14 protein-coding genes and 1 riboswitch are annotated in these 16724 nt (G+C 39.1%); of the genes, 7 read left to right on the forward strand and 7 right to left on the reverse strand.

What is annotated here, in order from left to right; translation table 11 throughout:
• Positions 1 to 69: 69 nt before the first annotated feature.
• Positions 70 to 157: riboswitch (cyclic di-GMP riboswitch) on the forward strand.
• A gap of 243 nt (positions 158 to 400) precedes the next feature.
• The 4 genes from ACYQ1I_RS00315 (at position 401) to ACYQ1I_RS00330 (ending at position 5803) form a co-directional block, all read left to right on the forward strand.
• The gene (locus ACYQ1I_RS00315) at positions 401 to 1603 is read left to right on the forward strand and encodes an HD-GYP domain-containing protein (protein WP_459761576.1); all 1203 of its coding nucleotides are present in this window, start codon (positions 401 to 403) and stop codon (positions 1601 to 1603) included.
• Positions 1604 to 2027: 424 nt separating this feature from the next.
• On the forward strand, positions 2028 to 3104 hold the full coding sequence (locus tag ACYQ1I_RS00320) for an ATPase (RefSeq protein WP_459761577.1): 1077 nt from the start codon (positions 2028 to 2030) through the stop codon (positions 3102 to 3104).
• A gap of 265 nt (positions 3105 to 3369) precedes the next feature.
• On the forward strand, positions 3370 to 5352 hold the full coding sequence (locus ACYQ1I_RS00325; protein ID WP_459761578.1) for an ATP-binding protein: 1983 nt from the start codon (positions 3370 to 3372) through the stop codon (positions 5350 to 5352).
• Positions 5353 to 5455: 103 nt separating this feature from the next.
• Positions 5456 to 5803: a cupin domain-containing protein gene (locus tag ACYQ1I_RS00330; protein WP_459761579.1), complete on the forward strand. Its 348-nt coding sequence runs from the start codon at positions 5456 to 5458 to the stop codon at positions 5801 to 5803.
• Positions 5804 to 5883: 80 nt separating this feature from the next.
• Here ACYQ1I_RS00330 and ACYQ1I_RS00335 read toward each other — a convergent pair whose 3' ends face one another.
• The 3 genes from ACYQ1I_RS00335 to ACYQ1I_RS00345 form a co-directional block, all read right to left on the reverse strand.
• Entirely contained in the window at positions 5884 to 6993 is a 1110-nt protein-coding gene (locus ACYQ1I_RS00335) for a Ger(x)C family spore germination protein (RefSeq protein ID WP_459761580.1), read from the reverse strand.
• Positions 6994 to 7236: 243 nt separating this feature from the next.
• Positions 7237 to 8082, reverse strand: coding sequence for a GerAB/ArcD/ProY family transporter (locus ACYQ1I_RS00340; RefSeq protein ID WP_459761581.1), 846 nt, complete (start codon positions 8080 to 8082; stop codon positions 7237 to 7239).
• Between the two features lie 12 nt (positions 8083 to 8094).
• A complete protein-coding gene (locus ACYQ1I_RS00345; RefSeq protein WP_459761582.1) occupies positions 8095 to 9639 on the reverse strand; it encodes a spore germination protein in 1545 nt (514 codons plus the stop codon).
• A 149-nt stretch (positions 9640 to 9788) separates the two neighbouring features.
• Between ACYQ1I_RS00345 and ACYQ1I_RS00350 the strand changes: the two genes are divergently transcribed.
• The gene (locus ACYQ1I_RS00350) at positions 9789 to 11420 is read left to right on the forward strand and encodes an amidohydrolase (protein ID WP_459761583.1); all 1632 of its coding nucleotides are present in this window, start codon (positions 9789 to 9791) and stop codon (positions 11418 to 11420) included.
• Positions 11421 to 11542: 122 nt separating this feature from the next.
• Here ACYQ1I_RS00350 and ACYQ1I_RS00355 read toward each other — a convergent pair whose 3' ends face one another.
• Entirely contained in the window at positions 11543 to 12760 is a 1218-nt protein-coding gene (locus ACYQ1I_RS00355) for an alanyl-tRNA editing protein (RefSeq protein WP_459761584.1), read from the reverse strand.
• Positions 12761 to 12795: 35 nt separating this feature from the next.
• Complete coding sequence (locus tag ACYQ1I_RS00360; RefSeq protein WP_459761585.1) at positions 12796 to 13806, reverse strand: hypothetical protein; 1011 nt, start codon at positions 13804 to 13806, stop codon at positions 12796 to 12798.
• Between the two features lie 108 nt (positions 13807 to 13914).
• On the opposite strand from ACYQ1I_RS00360, the gene ACYQ1I_RS00365 reads away from it, so the two are divergent.
• Entirely contained in the window at positions 13915 to 14394 is a 480-nt protein-coding gene (locus ACYQ1I_RS00365; RefSeq protein WP_459761586.1) for a hypothetical protein, read from the forward strand.
• A gap of 28 nt (positions 14395 to 14422) precedes the next feature.
• Here the strand turns inward: ACYQ1I_RS00365 and ACYQ1I_RS00370 are convergent, their stop codons facing one another.
• Complete coding sequence (locus ACYQ1I_RS00370; RefSeq protein WP_459761587.1) at positions 14423 to 14881, reverse strand: hypothetical protein; 459 nt, start codon at positions 14879 to 14881, stop codon at positions 14423 to 14425.
• A 208-nt stretch (positions 14882 to 15089) separates the two neighbouring features.
• On the opposite strand from ACYQ1I_RS00370, the gene ACYQ1I_RS00375 reads away from it, so the two are divergent.
• Positions 15090 to 15974, forward strand: a complete 885-nt coding sequence (locus tag ACYQ1I_RS00375; RefSeq protein ID WP_459761588.1) for a DUF7986 domain-containing protein — start codon at positions 15090 to 15092, stop codon at positions 15972 to 15974.
• A 6-nt stretch (positions 15975 to 15980) separates the two neighbouring features.
• Here ACYQ1I_RS00375 and ACYQ1I_RS00380 read toward each other — a convergent pair whose 3' ends face one another.
• Entirely contained in the window at positions 15981 to 16640 is a 660-nt protein-coding gene (locus ACYQ1I_RS00380) for a hypothetical protein (RefSeq protein ID WP_459761589.1), read from the reverse strand.
• Positions 16641 to 16724: the final 84 nt, after the last annotated feature.

Raw genomic sequence — 16724 nt, forward strand, 5'->3', positions numbered from 1 at the left:
TACAAAAAAACCTATACATTTGAACTAATTTACTATATATTATATATGTAGTATATTTTTATGAAATTAAATAAAATTTGGCAAACTTATCGAAAGGTAAGGACGCAAAGCTATGGGTCTAAAGAGGGTTAACTTCCATGATTGCCAGGTTGCTGTAAAATTTATATTTTTTTGTAAATTTAACATATAGCACCTAGGGAAAATGAACTAGGCGCTTTTTTTATTGGTGAACCCATGACTCGATAATAAAATGCAGGGTAAGGGGTACGGTATGGGATTGAAGATAAAATCAAAAATATTATTAACCAATACGTTTCTGCTACTGATTTGCTTTTTAATATTTTTATATTTTAGTAATCGAGTATTGATCTCTTTTTTAATTTCATTTTATACCATATTATTGAGCATAATCATTACTTTATTATTAGACCTTAATAAAATTATCGGCAATCTTGCCGAGGTTGTTACAGGCTTGGTCAGCAAAATGAAAGCAGACAAAGGGGATAACACCCTGAAAATGACAGATAATCGAGGTAATAAGATTGAAATAACCAATCAACATGATAAAACTATTGGTGTAGTCTCGTATCGGGATGAAGAACTACAGGCCTCCTATGAAGACTGGAATTACAGTTTAGAAAGGCTATTTCAGTCCAAAGGGTTCAATCAACTCTTAAATGAGATGATTTTCAGTACGGATGAATTCTTAAGTGTTGATCAAACAGCCATATTTCTTGTAAATAATTCCTTTAAGATAAATGGGTTAAGGAACCTTAAAGGGGAGAAAGCTTTGCCAGTTATAATTAGTCAAGGGGAGCCATGCTATCGGCAAATAATAAATAATCAGGAGCTAAGGATTATTCATAGTTATGATTTTAAACATAGCTCAGGGGCTTTTAATAATCAATTAAGTAAAGAAGCAGGTATTGAAAAGCTGTTGTATTTACCCGCCTTAGAAGAAAAAAGGATAGCAGGGTTTGTTAACTTTTTAGCAGAGGATACTAAAATGGATGCAGTAATAGTGGATAATGAACAGCTTATGGAAAGGGAAAGGAAAACCTATTTTGAAATGATAATTTCCTTGGTTATGGCGATGAATATAAAGGACCCCTACACAAAGGGGCATAGTGAACGGGTTATGAAATATAGCTTAAGGCTTGGTCATCACCTAAATCTGACAAAAGCAGAGCTGGATATTCTAAAGTATGGCAGTATACTTCATGATATAGGTAAATTAGCGATACCCAATGATATTTTACTAAAGAAGGGCATGTTGACTCACCAGGAATATAGCATGATTAAAAGTCACTCTGTAAAGGGAAGCGCCATGATTAGCAGCTTAAGTTTTTTACAGCCTGCCCTGCCGATCATTAGAAATCACCATGAACGGTATGACGGTAAGGGGTACCCCGATGGTTTAGCAGGAACAGAAATTCCGTTATTAACGCGAATCGTAACCATAGCCGATTCCTATGATGCCATGACTTCAGAGAGAGAATACCGTAAGAAGTTAACAAAGGGAGAGGGAATAACCGAATTAAAAAGACATCGTGGTACACAATTTGATCCCCTGCTGGTGGATGAATTTATAAAAATTATCTAAAAAATGATCGCAGTAAAAAGCACAGTACTTAAATCCCTAAATTCATAGATCAATGGGTTGGCCAGGCTATCCATGATATGTTTGGTAGTGACCTATGATGCTGAATTAGGGGGTTTTTTTTATTGTATAGAAAAAGAGGCTTCGCTTTGATTATCTTTATAGGTTTTTACCGACAGCCCTTAGCCCATTTAAGAAAAATACCAATAAAGACAAATGCAGGTATAATAACAAAATTCAACAATGAAATATAAGTATAGTAATTTAACAGCTTAAATAATAATAACAGGTTGTTGCGGGCAAAATAAACTGCTACCGCCACCAAGGCAGAAATTAGGTATATTAAATTCTTGTATATAAATAAACACACCTTTAGCCCAGGAGGAATAGGATAGAATGAATTGATTAGTTAAGAGGAGGAGAGGCAATGAAGAAGGGAAGCATTAAACGATTATTCCCCGGTGGCAATACGGCAGAGGGCTTTTACTCTTATTATCAATATGTAATTGACCTAAAGGAGGCCAGTCGGGTCTATTTACTAAAGGGAGGCCCAGGGGTAGGGAAGTCTCAGCTGATGAAAAATATTGGCAGCTTTATGGTGGATAGGGGATACGATGTAGAGTTTCATCACTGTTCGGCTGATCCTGAGAGCTTAGATGCCATTGTAATTAATGCTTTAGGGGTGGCTTTTATTGATGGTACAGCCCCCCATGTGATTGACCCTAAGTACCCGGGAGCTGTAGAAGAAATCCTTCACTTAGGCCAATATTGGAATCAGGAGGCATTGGTTAAGGATAGACAGGAAATTATTAAGGCCATCGATGCAAACGGAAAAATCTATAAGCGTGTGTACAAATATTTAAAGGCAGCAAGGCTTATACAGGATGATCTGGAGTGGATTTACCAAGAAGCAGCGAATTCAAGAATGGCGGCAACGGAAATAGAAGAATTTATCAGTAAAATAGTGAGGGGCCACAAAAAGCGAAACTCTGTGCCCAAGGAAAGACACCTTTTTGGCAGTGCCTATACCTTCCATGGACATATACACTATGCAGAAACCTATCTGGCTTCCATTGAAAAGCGCTTTGTACTCCTTGGTAGCTCCCTGGTTCAAAAAACAAGGATCCTTAATAAGATTGCCGAAAAATTTTTAGAAAAGGGTCTTATGGTTGAATTTTATCATCATCCGATGGACCCTAAATGGATAGAAACCATTACTGTGCCTGAAATTGGTCTGGCTGTAACGGGGCATGGCTCCAGCACAGCGAAACGGGTAATTGATATGGATGATTACTTAGAAGATACCATATTGAAGCAATATCATGAGGAAATTCAAACAGCCCAAAAATATGTCCAAGAGCTTCTTAATCAGGTATTCGAGCAATTAAAAAAGACAAAAATGAACCATGATTATATAGAAGCCTTCTATTCTCCCAATGTTCGATTTCAAGAGATCGATCAATTGGTAGAGTGGCTGAAGAAAAAAATAATTAACATGAAGTAAATTTTGTATCAGGCATTGACCCTGGGAAATTTGAAATTCGAAATACGCCCCGGGTCCTTTGCTTTTTTGACTTCAACCTTGTGTTTAAAAAAGGATATCTTTAGATTAATGTTTTCTTTTTAGAATAAAATGAAGGGAATTTGTAACAAATCATGGAATTATAGATTATTGTTTATAATAATTGGTTATAAATCTGTTGAAGGGAAGCCAAGGAAAAATTAACTATCTTTAACATAAAATCTTTCAAGAACCGGGAGGGATCAATTTGAGTGTCTATAAAGCTGAAATGGAAATTGCAAATAAAACCTTGTTATATGGAGGCTTGGGAACAGGATATGTACATTTGAGGGTATTGTATGATGAATCAGATCGAGTACATGATTGCCTTATATTAGAAGCGAATGATGCTTTACTGAATATGCTGCAGAAGCAGAAAAAAGATGTATTGGGTGCAAGGGTAACCAAGGTTGTTTTCCATGACCATTGGAGCAGTTGGTTGAATACCTGCCAAAGAGTAATTAAAACTGGAAAAAACCTAAATATTGAAGCCTACAGTAATAGCTTAAAGGAATGGGTTAACATTTCAATATTCAGTCATGAACCCGACTATGTTACCTGTCTTGTACATACTATTGACAAAACTAAAGAAAAAGAATATATCGAGAAACGGCAGGGGAAGTTTACTTTACTGGCAGAAAATACAAGGGATTTTGTGGCCTGCTTAAACCCAATCTTTCAATTTGAGTATGTTAATGGGGCAGCAGAGACGTTTTTTAAATTAAATAAGCAGGATGTAATTGGCAAAAGAATTTCAGAGCTGAAGGTAACCACAAAATTTAAAGATGCTTTTCTTCAAGCTTTAAAAAGAGCTGTTGAAAAAGGAGAACACCAATTTTTCGAAATACATAGGGAAAGCAGTCAATTTGTTTTTGATATATATCCTGAAATCGGTGAGAATAATGAGCTTAGGTCGGTTCTGGTGATGGGGCGGAATTTATCGGGCTTAAATCGAGAGATGGAAATTAAACTGCTGCAAAGCGAGGCCCTTTACCAGCGTCTGATGGAGGCCTTACCAAATGGTGCTATTGTTCTCCACGGTGAAAAAATTATCTATGCCAATTATGCTGCCATTAAATTGGTTGGTGCCAACGGGCCCCAGGATTTAATAGGCAGGTCTTTTTTAGATTTTATATTTCCCGAGGATCAGAAGCCGATCAGTAAGTTACTTAAGAAACAGGGGAGATCTGAAAGGGTATTGTTTGAGACCAGGCTTCGTACTATCTTTGATGGTATGTTAAATGTGGAAATATTGGCGTTGGGTATTCCCTATTGTGAAAACTGCGGTATTATTTGCACGCTGCATGATATTACTGAACGAAAAAAGAATGAGGAATTAAAAAGGCATATAGAGGAGAAGGAACGGTTTTTGGCTGAAACCTTGGAATATGATCGCTTAAGGACAGAGCTGCTCTCCAATATTGCCCATGAATTCAAAACCCCTTTAAATGTGATATTGGGCACCCTACAATTAATTGGGCTCTATTTAAAGGATGACTCCCTTTCCCCCTTAGAGCTTAAGATCAATAAAAAGATTAATATGATGCAGCAAAATTGTTATCGTTTGCTAAGGTTAGTCAATAACCTGATTGATATTAACAAGATCGATAGTGGGTATTTTGAAATAAATTTAGAAAATAATGATATTGTCAAGGTGGCTGAGGTCATTTCTGTCTCGGTCAAGGAGTACATAGAAAATAAGGGGATTACCTTTGAATTTTTAACAGATCAAGAGGAATTGTACACAGCCTGTGACCCTGATAAAATAGAAAGAATTATACTAAATTTACTATCGAATGCCATTAAGTTCACCAAACCTGAGGGAAAAATCACCGTATCTCTTCAAAGACAAGAAAATATGGCAATTCTCTCGGTAAAGGATACAGGAATCGGAATTCCTCCTGATAAGGTGGATATTATTTTTGACCGCTTCAGCCAATTGGATGGGTCTTTAGTTAGAAAGAATGAGGGTAGTGGCATTGGACTTTCCCTGGTCAAATCATTGGTGGAGCTCCATGGCGGAACAGTGAAGGCTAACAGCCAATATGGAAAGGGAACAGAATTTATTGTGAAGCTGCCAATCAAGCTTTTAGCAGAGCATCAAGTAAGAGTTGATGAATTTACAGATCTTTACGAAAAAAGAATTGAAAAAATTAACATTGAGTTTTCAGACATCTATTTTCATAGATAAGCGGAATTATGTAAAAACTACCAATATGTGATTCAAATCACGGTACTGCTTTTCTTATTACGGTAGAATTGAATTAAGATCAATTAAAATAGGAGGTTTTATGATGACAAAGGAAGCATTAATCAAAAATATGCCTGTATCCCAGGCGGTTTCCCTAACGGAATTAATTGAGTATCAGGAGGCTCAGGTGGTGAGCCGTACCATTTCTCAACGGGACGATTTGAGCATTACTCTTTTTGCCTTTGATAGGGGAGAGGCTATTAGCTCCCATGCCTCCACCGGCGATGCCCTGGTACAGGTTCTGGATGGCACGGCGGAAATTACCATAGGCGAGGAAAGGCTGAATGTTAAGGCCGGGGAGGTAGTGGTCATGCCGGCCAATGTTCCCCATGCCTTGGATGCAGTAGAAAAATTCAAGATGCTACTGGTGGTCGTTAAGCCACAAGGCTAGAAATAAGAAAAAGGGTCTGGACAATATTCATAAAAAGATTCCTGCTTAAGGCTCCTTTTATGATGTCTAAGACTCTTTTTTTAGTGGGAAATACCAACGGTTTGAAGCTTTACATCGGTTTGTAGCTCAATGTCGGCATAGGAAAATTGTCTATGCCAATTTTCACTTTCAAAGAAATCAGGGTGATTGGCACGGACATATAGGCCATAGCCTACATTATCATTCTCTAAATCCTGTAATACTTTAATCGTATCCTCCAAATCGGCATGGATATTTTTTGCAACATGTCTTTCAACCTCCTGTAAACGGGCATTATCAAAAACAATCTCCTTGGGGGTGTATTCTACCAGTGAACCGTTAATGGTGATTTCGTGGGTAATTTTAAGTCGATCATTGATTATTTCAGTATTTATTTTACTATTGCCGCCGTTAACTCGAATGGTAATGTACTCGTCAGTGTTTTCTTGATGCTTTACCGTATAGAAGCCATTGAGTATTTCTCCCTTCAAAAACATTAATGCTTTACTTTCATTATCAGAAAGCTGGTAGATCATTTTATCGTCACGAAATAGGGTCGTACTGTCCACCTTCAATGTATCGGTATCTTTGTTATAGGCTATATAGGGCAGAACGGGTTCAATGCCGCTGGTGTGGTGCATATAATTAAAATTTCTAAGGGTGGTAAAGGGTACATTACTAGCTAAATGACTTTGCTTTATTGATTCATATAAATAGGTGCTGACCAGCAGCGATACAGGGGGCTTAAGCCTTAACAAAGCATCAGCCCTGTCATTCACTACTGCCAGCCGAGTGGTGCCGGGAAACAGGGGCTCCCGTAAAAGGGTATCCAGATGTTTCAATATTCCTTGTTTGGCTACTTCTTCGCTAATGACGATGACTTGAATAGAACCATAGGTAATTTGGCGATAAACCTGATTTTGAAGATATCTTTTTGCTTCACCAATGGAGTTTACCTCCACTGATATTTCGTATTTTTTTTCTGGGGCCTCGGCTAATATGGTGGGAAAGCCCATAGTCACTATCAATTTTTCAGGATTTCGTTCGCTGATGTCGATACCAAGGCCATAAACCACCAATAGCTCCTCTAAATCCCTAGAATCCCAGCAGCCTGTAAGAGATATCGTCAATATCCCAAGAACTGCGAAAAGTAATATTTTTCTACTTTTCATCAGCAGTGAACCTCCTTTTTATTAGAGATGTCAAAAATATTAGTGATGGTAGCAGTAAACCGAAAAAAATATTCAATCTTCCCACCTTATCTCCGAACTCGGCCACTTGAGGAGTATTTTGGGGCACGAGAGCGATAATGAAAATGACTGGTGCCATAAAATAGATATATAAATTACTTTTTTTGTTTTTGAAGATGTTTTGAAAAACGATGCAGCCAGAATAAAGCTGGAGTCCTGCGGTACCTAGCACTGTGAAGGACCAAAATATGGAAAAAACAGCTCCATTCTTTCAATCAATGGAAATTCCACTGCTCCTAAATAATTAATGGCCGGGTACAAAATCCACATGATCTCCTGATGACCAAACAAGGCAATTTGTGCAGCAACGCTAATGGTATAAAAGGCCCCTACAATTAATACCGCCAGCATTGAATTTCTTTGAATTGGTTTGTGCTTGTCAGAAATATAGGAATAATAAATCATGATCACCTCATAGCCGCTAAAGGCATAAAGGGAAGGAATGATTCCTTCAATAATGCTTTTGATACCACTTCCCCCTATGGGCCTAAGATTTATGATGCGAAGCTCCGGCAGGCCAACCAGTACTAAAAGGGCAAAGGGAATCAATAGGAAAAAAATCACTTCGTTGAACCGGGCCAGTATCGTCAGCCCTCCGGCCGTCATATAAATGGTGGTAATCAATATGATGAAGGCGATCACATAGATGGGGGTATTGGGCAAGAACCAGGTATAGATCATCTCTGATAAAAAGCGGATGACAGAGCTGGTGGCCAAAATCACATAAATGCCATAGACAAAGCCAATAAAATAGCCTATAGGCTTTGTAAATAAATAACTGCATAGTTCAACAAAGTTAAATTGAGGGTAATGACTAAAGGTATAAATAATAATACCCACAACAGCACTGATGAGAAAGCTGTTTATTAAAACCGATATCCAGGCATCCTGCTGGGACTTCTCTGCAACAAGCCTGGCCAGACCTAAGATCCCGCTACCAATCATTATGCTGATAATGATAATATAAGCTTGAACTGCTGTAATTTCTCCGTTTTTATGGGTTTGATACATAACAGGGCTCCTTTACCAACGAAAAATATTTTTTTTGTTTGTGGTACTGGGGCGGGTACGTAGGCGCCTTAAGGTATTTCTTAAGATGCCGTCCTTAAAAATTCCCCTGTTAAGTGGAGCCATAGGAGAAAGATAAGGATAGCCAAAGGAATCAAGTCGGCATAGATGAATCACAATCCATGTCCAGCTAATGATGATGCCAAAGGCGCCAAAGCTGGCTGCCATGAAAATCATAGGGAATCTAACGGCCCTAAGGGAAAAGGAGGTACTGTAGTGGGGCAGCACATAGCTGCCAATGGCGGTAATGGCAACGACAATCACCATGGCAGGGCTGGCTAAATTAGCTTTAACGGCGGCATCTCCAATGACAATGGCCCCTACAATACCAATGGTTTGTCCGATGGTTCCGGGCAGTCGGGCACTGGCCTCCCGAAGCAGATCAACGGTAACCTCCATTAAAATTGCCTCTACCACCGGTGGGAAGGGCACCTGGGCTCTACTCCTAGACAGGTCTAAAATCAAGCCGGTGGGCAGCATTTCCTGATGAAACGATATTAAGGCCACATAAATGGATGGAAAGGAAGTGGCTATGAAAAAACCAATAAATCGAAGAAATCGTGTTAAATTCCCAAATAAAATCCGTTCATTATAGTCTTCGGGAGACTGGAACAGGCTGATAAAGGAAATTGGCATTATTAATGCCTGGGGAGCCCCATCGACCATAACGACAATCCTTCCCTCCAGTAAATTGGCACAGACCTTATCGGGCCTTTCTGTAATCTGCATCTGTGGAAAGGGTGAATAGGGGCTTTTTTCCAATTGCTGTTCAATATAGCCGCTTTCAAAGATTCCATCTATTTTAATATTTGTTATTTTATGGATGATTTTATTTAAAACCTCTTTATTTACGATATCATCAATATAAAAAATTGAAACAAAGGTCTGGCTGCGGTTTCCTACCTTTAATTCATAGATTTTCAGAGCCGGGTCCTTCAGCTTTCTCCGAATGAGTCCGGTGTTTGATCGAATACTTTCGGTAAAACCTTCCCTAGAGCCCCTTACAACCCGTTCTACCGTTGGTTCTTCAATGTTTCTTTTATCCCAGCCCTTGGTATTTAACATAAGAGCCTTTTTGGAGCCTTCAATGATTAGAACGGTATCTCCTGATAAAACACCGTTAACAACCTCCTTGACCATTTCAACCTCTTCTATTTCGCTGTTGGTTATGATACTTTTTACGTTTTTTAACGCAAGGCCTTGATAATGGACTGTATTACTGTACTGTTCCCGATAATGGTTAAGGGGTTCGATAATGCTTTCATAAATATTTTCAGAATCCACTAATCCGTCGGTAAAAATCAAGAATGCATCCTCCGAAGGGCCTTTAGAAAAGATACTAAGCCTGCGGAAGATAATATCATTGCTATCTCTGAAAATAGCCCTGAGCAATAGATAATTATCTTTAAGGTCTTTACTCAGATTACGGCTGTTGATTTCGTCTCTGGTTATATTTATTTCAACCTCTTGATTAGGAAGGTTTTTTTTATGGCGTTTCATACCTACATCCCCTGTACACTTTCATTTTAGTATTGTAACTATTGGGGCTAATTATGTATTGACACTCTGAATAGAAAATTAATAGAAAAAGTACTGTTACGGGTTCTATGCATATGCTATCTTAAAGGTAAGGGAAGGGAGGCAGAAAAGTGAGAAAGCATTTTATTAATGGAAATATTATGACAATGGTTGAGGGTAAAAGGGCCGAGGCCTTTACTGTGGAAGGGGACAGGTTTCTAAAAGTAGGTACAACAAATGAAATATTAAAGGATAGGCAAGGGAATGATGAGATAGTTGATTTAAACGGTCAATGGGTATTGCCAGGCTTTAACGACAGTCATATGCATTTAATTAACTATGGACTTTCAAAAAGGAAGGTAGATCTGAGCCATTGCCGATCCCTTCAGGAGCTGGAGGAAACACTTAAAGCCCAGGCTTCTACAGAAGGGGGCTATTTTGGAGATTGGATTGTAGGCCATGGCTGGAACGAGGAGTCATTTAATGAGCCAACGCTGCCCACAGCAGATTTTTTAGATAAAATTAGTCAGGATTATCCTATATTTTTATCAAGGGCCTGTTATCACGTGGCGGCATTAAACAGCAAGGGCTTGGAAAGGGCTGGTATTCATAGTCAAACCCTTAACCCGGAGGGGGGAAAAATTGATCGCGATAGAAATGGTACACGGCCCACGGGAATCCTTAGGGAAAATGCTATTTATATGGCCTATTCTAAAATCCCTGCCATTGATCAGGTCGGTCAGCTAAAAAGCATTATCCAATCGGCCCAGGAGGATGCCCTGAAATATGGCTTAACTTCAATTCAAACCGATGATTTTGCCCAGGCAGCCAATCATGACCTTGTGGTGCTGGCCTATCAGGAATTAGAAAGGGAAGGAAAGCTGAAAATCAGAATTAATCTTCAGATGCTTGCCCCCACTAAAGAGGCCCTAATGGAGCTTATTCGCCAGGGAATCTATACTGGAAAGGGGAGTTCAATGCTGAAATTTGGCCCCATCAAAATATTGGCAGATGGTTCATTGGGCGGTAGAACCGCTGCTCTTCTGGAACCCTATGAAGGAGACCCTGAAAATCGTGGTATGCTTATTTACGAAACCCAAACCCTCAAGGAAATGATTGCACTGGCCCTTCAAAATCGATTACAGCCTGCAGTTCACGCCATTGGCGATGGGGCGATGGATCAATTGCTGAAGGTATACGATTCCCTCACCCATCTAAGCATAAAAAGAATGCGGCCTCGGCTGATACACTGCCAAATAATCAATCATGATATAATCAAGAGAATGAAGGACTTGGGAGTGGTGGCCGATATACAGCCAGGATTTTTAACAACAGATTTAAAAATGATTGAATCGAGGATTGGAAAGAAGCGTGCTAAGGAAAGCTATGGTTGGAAAAGCATGCTGAATCAGGGGGTAAGGGTAGCCGGCGGCTCTGATTGCCCCATTGAACCGATGAATCCATTTTGGGGTGTTTTCGGTGCCGTTGCCAGAACCGACCATGAAGGAAAGCCTAAAGGGGGTTGGTACCCCGATGAGGCACTGACCTTGGAGGAGGCCATTGGTCTTTATACCATTGGTGCCAGCTATTGCACCTTTGAGGAAGAAATAAAGGGGAAAATCGCCCCCGGCTATTTGGCCGATTTTATTCTTGTGGGAAAACAGGATCTCAGTACAGCTACTGTCACTCAATTAAGGAATACGGTGGTGAACCAAACCTATGTGGGTGGAATTTGCCAATACCAAAGAACTGGTGCCTGTTAGCAGCAGTTGACCCTGGCCAAATTCTCCAAGATATAGCTTCCTTCTTCGCCTTACCTTGGAGAATTTGGCTCAGGCCTTTTCCTATCATTTAAGTGACACAGTATGATAAAGCAGGATCACTTTTAACCTTTAATATATTCCTTTTTCAGCTTAAAGACCGCAGCCTCCATTAATCCTTCAAGATTAGAGATGAGGTTGCCGCCTCCCTGGGCTGTTATGGCATTTCCGCCGCCCTTGCCGTCAATCAAGGGAATGACCTCTTTAAATAATTGATTCATATCAAGCTTCAGCTCTTTACTTCGGGTAAAGATAATCTGAGCCCGCTCATTGACTGTTGCCAGTAAAATTACCGCCCGGGGCATTTGATTTAAGATGGAGGCCATGGTTTGGAGCTCCTTAATATCCTCCTTTAAAAAGATTTTAGAAACAATGAAATGGTTTTGATATGCTTCTGCATCGTGATAAAGTTCTTGGGCCCGATACTCCAAAAGCCGTCGCTTTTGCTGCTGAAAGGCTTTAGAAAGTGCTTTGTTGTCTGCTGACAGCCGTTCAACTGTAGCCTGTACCTCATCATCTCTGATGGAAAAAAGCCCTGCCAACGAATTAATTTGATCATGCTTCCACTGGTAATCCCTCAGGGCTCTTTGACCACAAAAAAATTCTATCCTTAAACCCTCCCGAAGCCTTTCCCAGCGTCTGATTTTAATCAGGCCGACTTCACCAGTGCTTTGGGGATGGGTACCGCCGCAGGGGGAGAAATCGTAGGAATCAATTTCCACAATTCTAATGTTTTCAGTTACCGAAGGGACTTTTCTAAGGGGTAATTTCTTTACTTCCTGAAAATCTGGATAGTGAAGCCTGACGGCAAGATTTTGGGTTATGAGTTTATTGGCCGTATTTTCAATGCGTTTAGCTTGATCCAGGGACAGGTCTGCTAAATCTAAATCAATTGTAACCAGCTCTTGCCCTAAGTGAAAGCCAACGGTGGCAGCTTTAAGCTCATCTTCGAAGACTGCTGAAAGCAGGTGCTGGCCCAGATGCTGCTGCATATGATCATGGCGTCTTTGCCAGTCTATACGACAGGGAACATTTTCATGGGCAGAAGGAGGCTGATCAACAACATGATATAGGATATCATTTTCTTCAAAGACATAGCTTACCTGACTATTGCCAATATAGCCGGTGTCGGAAGGCTGGCCACCCCCCTCGGGGTAAAAGGCAGTTTGATCTAGTTGAACCAGGTAATAGTTCGGGTCTTTGGTATGGGGTGAAACGGATAAAATGGAACTGGTAAATTCCCGTAAGTAAGAATTGTTTAAATAAAGCTTCTTGGTTGTCATCTTTTCACCTCATCATGTCTTTTGCTTCGATTATATCACTCTTCCAGTAAAATTTGTAATATTCCTTTAAATTTATTTTTCGATAGATAAAATATTTCTCCTTTGGGTGTCATCAACCGGTAGTTTAAGTTATCTACACCGTAGAGCTTTTCAACAGACCATTCTAAATCTTCAAGCAGGGCTGCCCGGGTTAAAAAGACCGTTTGGTTTACCTCTCCAATTATAAAGGTTTCGTATAGGCTGCTCCACTGATAGGACTGCTGGTATGAGTTTGACTGGGTCAGGGTAAATTGTTCAGGTTCAGGGAACCTTTTAGATTGGGCCTGATACCTTGACTGGGTAGAAATACTGTTGATTTTAAAGGGGGTTTGATTCACATAATCCAATGTCGTTTCCTCCACCACACGAAACCACAGTCCCTCTTCTCCCTGGGCATTTATCCAGCTATCCTGATAGATTTCTTCATAATAAAGGGTTTTAGACCAAACCTTTTTAAAGCTGTCCTCAATAAAATAGTAGATTTCAATAAATCTTTCAATAAAGAATCCGCCCAGTCGCTCGTCGAGGGTTTGTTCGATCACCATGGCATGGTGGGCTTCCTCATCAAGGGAAATAAAATTCAAATCTTTGACATAGATTAATCCCTCAATTTTATCATCGAAAACGTAGCTGTCGCCCACCAGTTGATAAAGGGCCAAGACAGAGGCATCCTTTGATAGGTTTAATATCACAATCAATTGAGGGGCAGAATTGGGTTTGATAATTTCTATATAATGCTTTAATTCAATGTATTCCAAATAGCTTTGCCAGGAATCATAATTTAAGTTCTTTAATGTTGTCTGAATGATTTCTAATTCTGCCCTTTGTTTTTCGCCTTCATCAGCCGATAGATATTGATTTAATAAATTTAGAGATATTTTCAAATTGGGAGATGCATATCGCTGAAAGGTTTTTACTGTGGCCTCCGTAGAAAAAAAGATAGTAACCATTGAGAAAACAAGAAGAATCACCAAAAAAATAAGTATTGAACGCATTTGATCTTTCATTGTATCACCCCACTAAAATTATATGTATCGAGGAATCTAAATAAACTTAAATAAAACCTCTTGAAAGATAAAGATTTTAATGGGATGATATATATATTGAAAATTCCCATGAAGAGAAAAAAGATAGAAGGGAGAATTGACAATATGAAGCCGGTTATTGCCCACAATGGTTTAGCCTATCATGTAAATTTAATATATACGGTACCTATGGATACCAAGCAATATCATTGTTTTAAATTTCTTTTTGGAAATCTGGTGGCCTATTTGAATAAAATCAATGATGAGGGAATGATGATCCAGTTTACCATTAACATCAATGAAGAAATTAGCAAATTTGGTCGATTCAAGGATATACCCACCAAGGCAGAGCTTCGAAAATTTATGCCAATTATTTTAGAAAGCGATACGTACCAAAATAGCGATGTGGCTTTTTTAATGAATTTAATCCATGACTTTATGAAAAAGGAAAGGTTTAACCGTAGAAATATGCCCCAAGAGGTGTTGATATTGAAGGAAAAACTTGAAGGGGTCTTAAAGGAACCTGAAATTGCTATTAAAAATCTAGTTTTGATAAATAAAAAACCTTAAGCGATTTTTACTTAAGGTCTCTTAATGATTATTGAGTATCTACCATTACCTGGTCCCAGCTGTATTGATGGGCTAATTTTTCAATATCACTATTAATGGTCAGGTCATTGAGATAATGGCTCAGACTGATGCGAACGATCATATCGGCAATATTTTCCCAATCATTCTGGGAAAGACGGTTGATTCTGGCGCCGGAAAAATCGACACCATGGGTGATTTGAAAGGGTTCATTTAAGTTTAGATGTTCCTTTAAGTAATGCTGGAAGCAGTAGCTGTTATCTTGAATGCCCCCTTGATTAACATGGGCTAAAAATAAATTATAATAATGATAGCGTATGTTACGGTAAATAAGCTCCTGATCCTTAAAGGCTATGGTAGAAATCGCCTGGCTAATGTCTGAGAACCATATGGGCCTTGGTGAAGGCTGGAAAGAATTTTTTTGTTGTCGTTGTTGGATATACTGATTTAATGAAATAACCTTTGCCAAGATAATCCTCCTCAATGTTGTGTCTGGTTTTCATTACGTTCTATCATACCTTGTTGCTGGTCTTTTTACAACACAGACAATTTTCAAAATGGAGCATTAACCTTGATTGTGGGCACTATATTATATTTTACTGTTTATTTTAAGTAATTAGATTAAATTTCATTCAACAATAGGTACCATTATGAATTTGTTAGGAGGATTTGTAAATATGAAAATGAATCAATTGATGATAGAAAGGCTCATTCCCTTTATTTATCAACGATACGACGGGAAGCTGCTGAAAGAGCTAGAAAGGAATTTTTTAGAAAAAAACAGCCAACTACAGCATCAGTTTCAGGATTGGCTGGTCTTTGACTATCGGCCGGAAAAGTCAAAGAGCTTTGTTAAGCTATTTTTAGAAGAACAGTCGGACCAATTAAATAGAGACGAGATCAATGGCCTTCAAAGGGCCGACAATAGTTATTTAGGTCTGTATGAGGTAACAAAAATGAGTGATCAAGAAGTACACATTAAAAATTTATTCACAGAGGATCGCCATAGCATTCCCAAGGAAAACTTAGTAGAATCCCCCGAGGGAAATGAACTGATGCTGATTAGGGTGGGGGAAATGGGAACCGATGAGGTCTTTAGCAGCAGCATTATTTTATTACCCTATCAGTTTAAAACCATGCTGGTAGGACAAATTATTGAAGCTTATGATCGGGCCAAGGCTCGGCACCCTTACTTAAGCTATCAGGAATATTTTAAAAAATATCCGCTGGAGCTTTTGGATATAATTAACAGATTGTTATCCTATGAAAATCAAGAGGGGGACTGTACCCTCTATCAAGGTACCTATATTGTTTTAAATCCAAAGCAATTTAATGAGGCAATAACCTCAATGGCTTACCTTCAGCCTGAAGAAGACCATGTCTATCTATTAAAGGAGGGTCAATATACCCTGGCTACCCTGGTCTATGAAAATAATCGGCTGGAGGTGGAGTGTACGAGTCCCGAGGATTTAGAGCTGGCAAAGGAACGGCTGACAGAAAAGCTGGGTAAATTTCTACATCATGTTAAGGATGAAGAGCTGACAATCGATGACATTATTTAAATATCCTTAGTATTTTTGATCTAAGAGCATTCCGGCCATTGGCTGAACAGAATCTTCACCATAGGTGGGAAGCAACTTTAGGGTTGTGGCCTTAATATGCTTAAAAAGATGATAGAGCTTTTTTACCAGCCCCTGTTGATAATCAAATAAAAATGACAGGGAATCAGGGGTAATGCTGTGGTTATTTTTAAATATTGAGGCATTAAAGCTTAGAGATTGATCTGGTAAAAGGGTAATCCCTATTCCTTCAAGCTGAAGCTGATAATCTGACAGCACCTGGTAGAGTTCCTGGCTTTGGGTTTCATTTGTTAGCATATGCTCCAGCTGCTTAAGGGATTGAAGGGCACAATTGTACCTTTCAACCAGTTCTTCCATTAAACGAAGGATGCTTTCCGATTCATCCCCTTCGTCGGGAAGCCTCCTCAAAAGTTTTTCAAGCTCCTGCTGACGTAGATAGAATTTTTTAAATTGTCCCCTTAGCTGTGAAAAGCTGTCATAGAAGGCCCCGGCCAAGAGTAAAAAGTTTTCATTGATGTGGGAAGATTCATTATGGACGGGTTTAATTGGGTCTACGGGGTCAACGGTAGCAATACGGTTTACTACGGTTTTTCGTTCAACATACATTCGATTGACCCGATCTTTTTTTACTGAATTGATTGGCTTCATCAAAACACCCCCTGTTTTACATTTATACCCTGTTCTATAAATTATATCTAAAAAAGAAAAAACATTTTTACTAAATGCGATATA

The sequence above is a fragment of the Alkaliphilus crotonatoxidans genome (assembly GCF_054658015.1).

What these genes read in the sequence shown, in the direction of transcription:
- ACYQ1I_RS00320 (WP_459761577.1), top strand. Translation starts at nt 2,028, where the DNA reads ATGAAGAAGGGAAGCATTAAACGATTATTCCCCGGTGGCAATACGGCA.
- ACYQ1I_RS00330 (WP_459761579.1), top strand. Translation starts at nt 5,456, where the DNA reads ATGACAAAGGAAGCATTAATCAAAAATATGCCTGTATCCCAGGCGGTT.
- ACYQ1I_RS00335 (WP_459761580.1), bottom strand. Translation starts at nt 6,993, where the DNA reads ATGAAAAGTAGAAAAATATTACTTTTCGCAGTTCTTGGGATATTGACG.
- ACYQ1I_RS00340 (WP_459761581.1), bottom strand. Translation starts at nt 8,082, where the DNA reads ATGTATCAAACCCATAAAAACGGAGAAATTACAGCAGTTCAAGCTTAT.
- ACYQ1I_RS00345 (WP_459761582.1), bottom strand. Translation starts at nt 9,639, where the DNA reads ATGAAACGCCATAAAAAAAACCTTCCTAATCAAGAGGTTGAAATAAAT.
- ACYQ1I_RS00355 (WP_459761584.1), bottom strand. Translation starts at nt 12,760, where the DNA reads ATGACAACCAAGAAGCTTTATTTAAACAATTCTTACTTACGGGAATTT.
- ACYQ1I_RS00360 (WP_459761585.1), bottom strand. Translation starts at nt 13,806, where the DNA reads ATGAAAGATCAAATGCGTTCAATACTTATTTTTTTGGTGATTCTTCTT.
- ACYQ1I_RS00365 (WP_459761586.1), top strand. Translation starts at nt 13,915, where the DNA reads ATGAAGAGAAAAAAGATAGAAGGGAGAATTGACAATATGAAGCCGGTT.
- ACYQ1I_RS00375 (WP_459761588.1), top strand. Translation starts at nt 15,090, where the DNA reads ATGAAAATGAATCAATTGATGATAGAAAGGCTCATTCCCTTTATTTAT.
- ACYQ1I_RS00380 (WP_459761589.1), bottom strand. Translation starts at nt 16,640, where the DNA reads ATGAAGCCAATCAATTCAGTAAAAAAAGATCGGGTCAATCGAATGTAT.